This is a genomic window from Gammaproteobacteria bacterium, assembly GCA_013696315.1.
GTDB lineage: Bacteria > Pseudomonadota > Gammaproteobacteria > JACCYU01 > JACCYU01 > JACCYU01.
Genome location: JACCYU010000111.1, coordinates 1 through 6,931, shown reverse-complemented (window position 1 = coordinate 6,931; position 6,931 = coordinate 1). Strand labels below are relative to the sequence as shown.

Annotated in this window: 6 protein-coding genes and 1 pseudogene; 6 read left to right on the top strand and 1 reads right to left on the bottom strand. The window is 59.0% G+C overall.

Translation table 11 applies throughout. The features are described 5' to 3' along the window. The 6 genes and pseudogenes from H0V34_06910 to H0V34_06885 form a co-directional block, all read left to right on the top strand. Positions 1–730 (top strand): VWA domain-containing protein (locus tag H0V34_06910; protein MBA2491435.1); only part of this gene is annotated, 730 nt, incomplete at its 5' end. Beyond that, complete coding sequence (locus H0V34_06905) at positions 727–1,278, top strand: hypothetical protein (protein ID MBA2491434.1); 552 nt, start codon at positions 727–729, stop codon at positions 1,276–1,278. The genes H0V34_06910 and H0V34_06905, both read left to right, overlap by 4 nt. A gap of 41 nt (positions 1,279–1,319) precedes the next feature. Beyond that, positions 1,320–2,165: a VWA domain-containing protein gene (locus H0V34_06900; protein ID MBA2491433.1), complete on the top strand. Its 846-nt coding sequence runs from the start codon at positions 1,320–1,322 to the stop codon at positions 2,163–2,165. Positions 2,166–2,566: 401 nt separating this feature from the next. Next, complete coding sequence (locus H0V34_06895; protein MBA2491432.1) at positions 2,567–4,435, top strand: methanol/ethanol family PQQ-dependent dehydrogenase; 1,869 nt, start codon at positions 2,567–2,569, stop codon at positions 4,433–4,435. A 316-nt stretch (positions 4,436–4,751) separates the two neighbouring features. Beyond that, a pseudogene (locus H0V34_06890) lies at positions 4,752–5,593 on the top strand (quinoprotein relay system zinc metallohydrolase 2). 46 nt (positions 5,594–5,639) lie between these two features. Beyond that, a complete protein-coding gene (locus H0V34_06885) occupies positions 5,640–6,476 on the top strand; it encodes a quinoprotein dehydrogenase-associated SoxYZ-like carrier (GenBank protein MBA2491431.1) in 837 nt (278 codons plus the stop codon). Between the two features lie 39 nt (positions 6,477–6,515). On the opposite strand, the gene H0V34_06880 is transcribed toward H0V34_06885, so the two are convergent. Beyond that, positions 6,516–6,931: pentapeptide repeat-containing protein (locus H0V34_06880; protein MBA2491430.1), on the bottom strand; the 416-nt coding region annotated here is incomplete at its 5' end.

The window sequence follows — 6,931 nt, the reverse complement described above, 5'->3', positions numbered from 1 at the left end:
GGACCGCAGCCGCAGCATGAACGATACCTTCGCCGACCAGGCGCCCACAGGTCTTGGCGAGGAAAGCAAGGCGGAGGCGGCAAGCCGTCTGCTGCTGGATTTCATAAGAGAAAGACCTAATAACGTTTATGGCGCGATCGAGTTCACGACCGCCCCCATGTATGCGTTGCCCTTGACGCACAAAGAGTCGGCGACCCAGGCCGCGATCAAAGCCGCCGGCAGGGACGGTTTCGCGTTGACGAACATCGCCAGTCCGTTGCTGATGGCGGCGGGGTTTTTCGAAGGCCGCGCCTACCGGGGATCGCGGGTGATTTTACTGGTCTCCGACGGCGCGACCGTGATCGACACGCAGGTCGGCGAGGTGCTGCGCGTTGCGTTTCAGGAATTAAACGTAAGGTTGTACTGGATCTACATACCGGAGGAGGGCAGTCCCGGCCTCTTCGCACCGGTGCCTTACGACGAGCTGCCCGTGGGTGGCGTGCCGGAACAGCGGTTACATCGATTTTTCCAGACCTTGGGTGTTCCTTACAAGGCGTACGAGGCGCAAAACCCGGCGGCCTTGCAGCAGGCCGTGGCGGATATGGATCAACTGGAACGCTGGCCGCTTCGCACCTCGGAGCTGTTGCCGAGTAAAGACGTGAGCCGGTTTGCCTATGCGCTGAGCCTGCTGATGATCGCGATATTGATCGTCGCGAAACTGTTCGAAGTAAGGTTATGGCGATCATCGTGAAACGGGCTCTGTCCTGGATCGTTCCAGTCGCACTGGTGGCCTCCCTGCTCGGCCTCGCAATTAGCGCCTATTCGTTATACCAGGGGCATGCGCTCAATACGCGGATCGCGCTGAGAGAGGTTAAGGGAATCGACGACGACGCGGCGCCGCGCGCGCTGTTCGCCAGGGCGTATCAGTTGCGCCAGGACGGGAAGCTTGGCGCGGCGCTTGCGCTTTACCAAAAGCTCGAGCAGGTTGCCGACCGCGAGATTCGAATCCGGGCCAGCTACAACATCGGCAACATCTACGTGATGCAGGCGCGCATGGACGCCCTGCTTCACCGCGTCAAGAACATCGGCACTCTGGCCAGTATTGCAAGGGCGCAATATCAGCGCGCCCTGCGTCTGGAAAGCGACTTCTACAATGCCAAGTACAATCTGGAATACACGCGTTTTCTGGTCACCGAGCGGGATTTGGATCAACAGGACTACGAGGGAGGGTTGTCGCACCGGCACGAATTCAGGAAGGACTGGGCCGAGTTTCAGCAGCCGCCGCAAGGCTTGCCGTGATCGATACAAGGCGCTGGCCAATCCCGCCGCGCTTACGGGACGTGCGCCTGCTTCTCCTGATAATGGGGGCGTTGGCGCTGCTGCCCGTGTTCAGCGACCCTTTCGTTCGCGTCGCGCAGCCGGTACGTAACTATCTGTTCGTCGTCGATATCACCCAGAGCATGAACGTGCGCGACTATATCGTCGAGGGACGTCCCATCGATCGGCTGAACTTCGTCAAGGCCGCGTTGATCCGCGCGTTGCCCGGGTTGCCGTGCGGCTCTTCGGTGGGTCTGGGCCTGTTTACTGCCTGGCAGACCGCGGTGCTGTTCCATCCCATTGAGGTCTGCCATCACCGCCGGGAGATCGACACCGCGATACGCAACATCGACTGGCGCATGGCCTGGGCGCCAATGAGCAAAGTCGCGCGCGCCATAGACGATGCCTTGTCGCAGCTTTCCGTCCCCAGACAGGACGATGCCGCGCTGGTATTTTTTACCGATGGCGAAGAGGCGCCTCCGGTCGATGTCGAGCAACTGGCTACAACGGAGAAAGCAGCATCGCGACGCCCCCGCGGCGTGTTGGTCGGCGTAGGCGATTTGCGCCCCTCCGCGATTCCGCAATTGAATCAGGGCGGCAATATGGTGGGCTATATTCAGCAGGGCGGGCAGCCGATGTTGTCCGAGTTGCAGGAAAATTACCTGCGCAAGCTCGGGCGTGGCGCGGGGCTGGACTATCATCGGCTGCGTACGAGTGAGCGATTGGTCAATTTATTGCGCTCTCAACGGTATGCCGATCCGCACCGAGCGCGCCTTGACATAAGCTGGCTGTTCGGCGCGGTTGCGCTTGCGTTGCTGACGGGCGTTTATGTCGTTGCGCCGTTGACCTCAGAAGCGCGGCGTGGATGACGGCCCTTTCACTATTCCCGCGACATTCGTGAGCCTGAGTCGCGGGCGGCGTTACGGCATTGGGGGGCGCGCATAAATAGATTCTATCCTTAACGCCCAGTACGCGGCCAAGTAAGTCACCCTTCGCGTGCATACGGCCATGGGTCATCCCTGCGTAAGAGAAGCGTGCGCAAGATGTGCGCTTGTATAAGCCTGGACGACGTTTTGTGTAAGGTAACGCTTATACAAAAAATTCATCAAAATTCGCTCTACCTAATGGTGTGTGACATGGTATATTCAGAACTTACAATGATGTAGCAGGGATAAATCCAGACAAGGAACCAAGCGGCCCGCGCACGGAGCACTGCGGCTGTCGTCGGCTAACAACGTTTCAGATAAGTGAACCGATCGGAGGCTTCGCAATGAGTAATTGGAGTGCAAGCAAAGTCTGGAAGCCAGGCGTGGTTGCGCTAGCGGCATTTGCCGTAAGCGGCACGGCGTTTGGCAATTCAGAATTGATGAAATTATCGCAGGACCCAGCCAACTTTCCCATGTGGGGCGGTAACTATACCGGTAACCGGTATAGCGAGCTGGACCAGATCAACACCGAGAATGCAGGTACTTTAACGCCCGTCTGGACGCTGTCTACAGGCGTGCTGCGCGGCCACGAAGGCGGCCCGCTGGTGGTCGGAGACACGATGTGGATCGCCACCCCATTCCCCAATAAAGTCATCGCCATCAACCTGGCAGACCAGAGCATCAACTGGACGTATGAGCCGACCCAGGACCCGAAAGTTATTCCGGTAATGTGTTGCGACACCGTTTATCGCGGCTTGGCCTATGCTCCGAGCAGTGCGACAGGCGGCAAACCCGCGGTCATTCTGCAGCAGGCGGACACCAAGCTGGTTTCCCTGGATGCGGCGACCGGCAAGGTGAACTGGAGCGTCAAGAACGGTGATCCGAGCAAGGGTGAGACCAACACCAACAACCCGCTGGTGGTTAAGGACAAGATTCTAACCGGTATCTCCGGCGGCGAGTTCGGCGTGCAGGGCTTCTTAGCGGCGTACAGCGCCAAAGATGGCAAGCAGGCCTGGAAGGCCTATAGCGTCGGCCCAGATGAGCAATTGTTGTTCGATCCGGAAAAGACCATTGACTCGGCCACCATGGAGCCTGTCGGTGAGGATTCCAGCCTGAATACCTGGGAAGGCGACCAGTGGAAAATCGGCGGCGGCACGACCTGGGGTTGGTATAGCTACGATCCGAAGCTCGATTTAGTCTACTACGGCTCAGGTAACCCCAGCACCTGGAACCCCACTCAGCGCCCGGGCGACAACAAGTGGTCCATGACCATTTTTGCGCGCGATCCCGATACCGGCATGGCCAAATGGGTTTACCAGATGACCCCGCACGACGAGTGGGACTATGACGGCATCAACGAGAAGATTCTGGCCGATCTGGAGATCGACGGTGAGACGGTTCCATCTGTGGTGCATTTCGACCGCAATGGCTTTGCCTATACGCATAACCGCGAGACGGGTGAGTTGCTGGTGGCTGAGAAGTATGATCCAGCAGTGAACTGGGCGACGGAAGTCGATATGGAAACGGGCCGTCCGCAGGTGGTAGATCGGTATAGCACGCAAGCCGGCGGCGAAGACACCAATGTCACCAACATCTGCCCGGCGGCATTGGGTTCCAAAGATCAGCAGCCAGCGGCGTTCTCGCCCAACACTGGGCTGTTCTACGTGCCCACCAACCATATCTGCATGGACTATGAACCGTACAAGGTGGAGTACGTCGCGGGTCAACCCTACGTGGGCGCCACGCTGTCCATGTTTCCGGGGCCGAACGTGATTACCAATCCGGTCAACGCGGATGAAGCGAAGCAACCGCGCCTTGGCACCTTCATCGCCTGGGATGCGACCACAGGCAAAATCAAGTGGTCCATCGCCGAACCGTTCGCCGTGTGGAGCGGCGCCCTGGCGACCGCGGGTGACGTGGTGTTCTACGGTACGCTGGAAGGCTACTTGAAGGCAGTCGATGCCAATTCGGGTGAAGAGCTGTATGAGTTCAAGACCCCGTCCGGCATCATCGGCAACATTAACACCTGGGAACATGGCGGCAGACAGTACGTCGGCGTGTTGTCGGGCGTGGGTGGCTGGGCCGGCATCGGCATGGCTGCGGGCCTAGAGGGTGATACCGAGGGTCTGGGTGCAGTGGGTGCCTTCGCAGGCCTTGAGGAGCATACTCAGCTGGGCGGCGTACTGACCGTGTTCGCGCTGCCTGAGGGCTAATGCGGCATAAGTTAACCAGCACGCTTAACCGCTGGTAGCTAGTTGTAACACGACCCGCATCCCGGCCTTATCGGGATGCGGGTTTTTTTTGCGTGTACATTTTTTGCGCGTATTCAGGTTCAACCGATCCTCGTGTCAGACGTGATCGTATTACCGCGATGTGTCTATTGGCGCGGGCCATACGTCCGCTAACACCTCATCGATCCGTAGAAAAGTAGAGTTCGCCGGCGTGAACCTATCGAAGTCAATTCCATGGACCGTCCTCGCAGGCCTAATCTTGACGTCACACGTCGCGGCCGCCGAGCGCGCATTAGAGATGTGGGAGATAGCGCCCGGCGTGTTTGTCCATCAAGGCCGCATCGAGCCGATGTCGGCCGGAAATCTGGGCGATATCGCCAACATCGGGTTCATCGTAGGCGAGCGTTGCGTCGCGGTTATCGACACTGGCGGCAGTCCGCGGGTGGGCGTAGCACTTCGAAGCGCGGTAGAGGCCCGGACGGATAAACCGGTTTGCTACGTCATCAACACCCACGCGCATCCGGATCACGTATTTGGCAACATGGCGTTCACGGATCAGGATGCTGCTCTTATCGTTCACGCGGACTACGCACAGGCACTGGGTGCGCGCATGCAGACTTACCTCGAGCGGTTCTCGGCGCTTTATAATCAGCCGCTCTCGGCAGACGTAATCGTTCCGCCCGATCGCACGGTCGCCACTACCGTCAGCGTAGACTTGGGCAATCGTGTGCTGCAACTAACCGCTTTGCCCACCGGTCACACCAATACGGATCTGATTGTATTCGACGTCCAGACCGCAACGCTGTGGACCGGCGATACCTTGTTCGTACGACATATCCCGGTGTTGGATGGCAGCATCAAGGGCTGGCTGACCGTTATGCAACGCTTGGAGGACATCAAGGCCAGGCGCGCCGTTCCTGGACACGGTCCCGCAAGCGTTCCGTGGCCGCGGCACTTAACGCTCAGCGCGATTATTTGAACACGGTGGCTGAAGGTGTCCGCGCAGTGATCGACCGCGGCGGCACCATTGAACAGGCCATCGATACGGTCGGCTATCAGACCAGCGATCGGTGGCTGCTGTTTGATGAGTATCATCGCCGTAACGTAACCGCGGCTTTCGTCGAGTTGGAATGGGAATAGCGAAGCGCCTCAGTCAGCGGCTACGCCATAAATGAAGGAGACTAATATGAAGCGTCATATTGCCACCCTAGCGCTATTGAGCGTGATGTCGCCGGGCCTTTTGGCAGGTGTCGCGCCTGCGGCCGCTGCGGCTGAGAACGACGTCTGGGCAAGCCTGAAGCAGAAGCACTTCGGCGACCGGCCGATAGCCCGCGGCGCCGGAGTGATTGGACTGGATGCGCCCGTGCGCGCGGAAGATGCCGCCATCGTACCCATTACCATAAAAGACCTGCTGCCCGCGGATGGCAAACGGCGCATCGACAAGATGTGGTTAGTGATTGACAACAACCCGGTGCCGATGTCCGCGATATTCGACTTCACGCCGTTGGCAGGCCGCGCCCATATCGCGACCCGCGTGCGCGTGGATGCCTATACGACGATGCGCGCCATTGCCCGTACTGACGACGGTAAACTTTACATGGCGTCGCGGTTCGTAAAGGCAAGCGGCGGCTGTTCGGCGCCCGCATCCAAGGATCCGGACGCCGCGCAGGGCAGCCTCGGTGAGATGCGGCTCAAGATGGGCGAGCAGCCAGCATCTCTTGGCGAAATTCGGGATGTGCAACTCATGCTTCGCCATCCCAACCACACCGGCTTGCAGATGAATCAATTAACCCGCTTGTATGTCCCGGCGCATTTTGTGCGCAAGATATCGGTAACTTACGCGGGCGATCCGGTGCTGGATATGGACACCACATTTTCGCTCAGCGAAGATCCAAGTCTGCGCTTTTCATTTAAGCCGCGAGCGCCGGGTGAGCTGTCGGTGCGGGTCGTTGACAACAGACAGATGCGCTTCGCCGAGTCGCTCCAGATCGAGCCCATGACAGCTCAGATGACGACGCCTTAGCAATGGGTACGACACCACGTATTTTTTTCGGGTCTTGGTCTAGAGGCCGATCGCCTCATCGATGCCCTCCACGCTTTTTAGGCCTTTGATCGTGTCGCGCCCCTCGATGTCGGTAAAGGTCGCGCTGATAACCGTTGCCCCACTGAGGTTGGCGTTGGTCAGATCGGCGCCGGTAAAGTCGGCGCCGCTTACATCGGCACCCGTCAGGTTGGCGCCGCGCAGGTTGGCGCCGATGAGATCCGCGAACCGTAGCGACGCGCGGCCCAGATCGGCGCCGGAAAGATTTGCGTTGTTCAGGTTCGCCTGATCGAAGCGCGCGTTCATCAGCCCCATCGACTGATTTCGCATGTCGACCGCGGCTTCAGCATTGGAGAGATCCGCGCCTTGTAAATTGGCTTCGTTCAGGTCGCCGATGATGCGCGCCCCCATAAGTTTGGCATTGGAGAGGTTCGCTC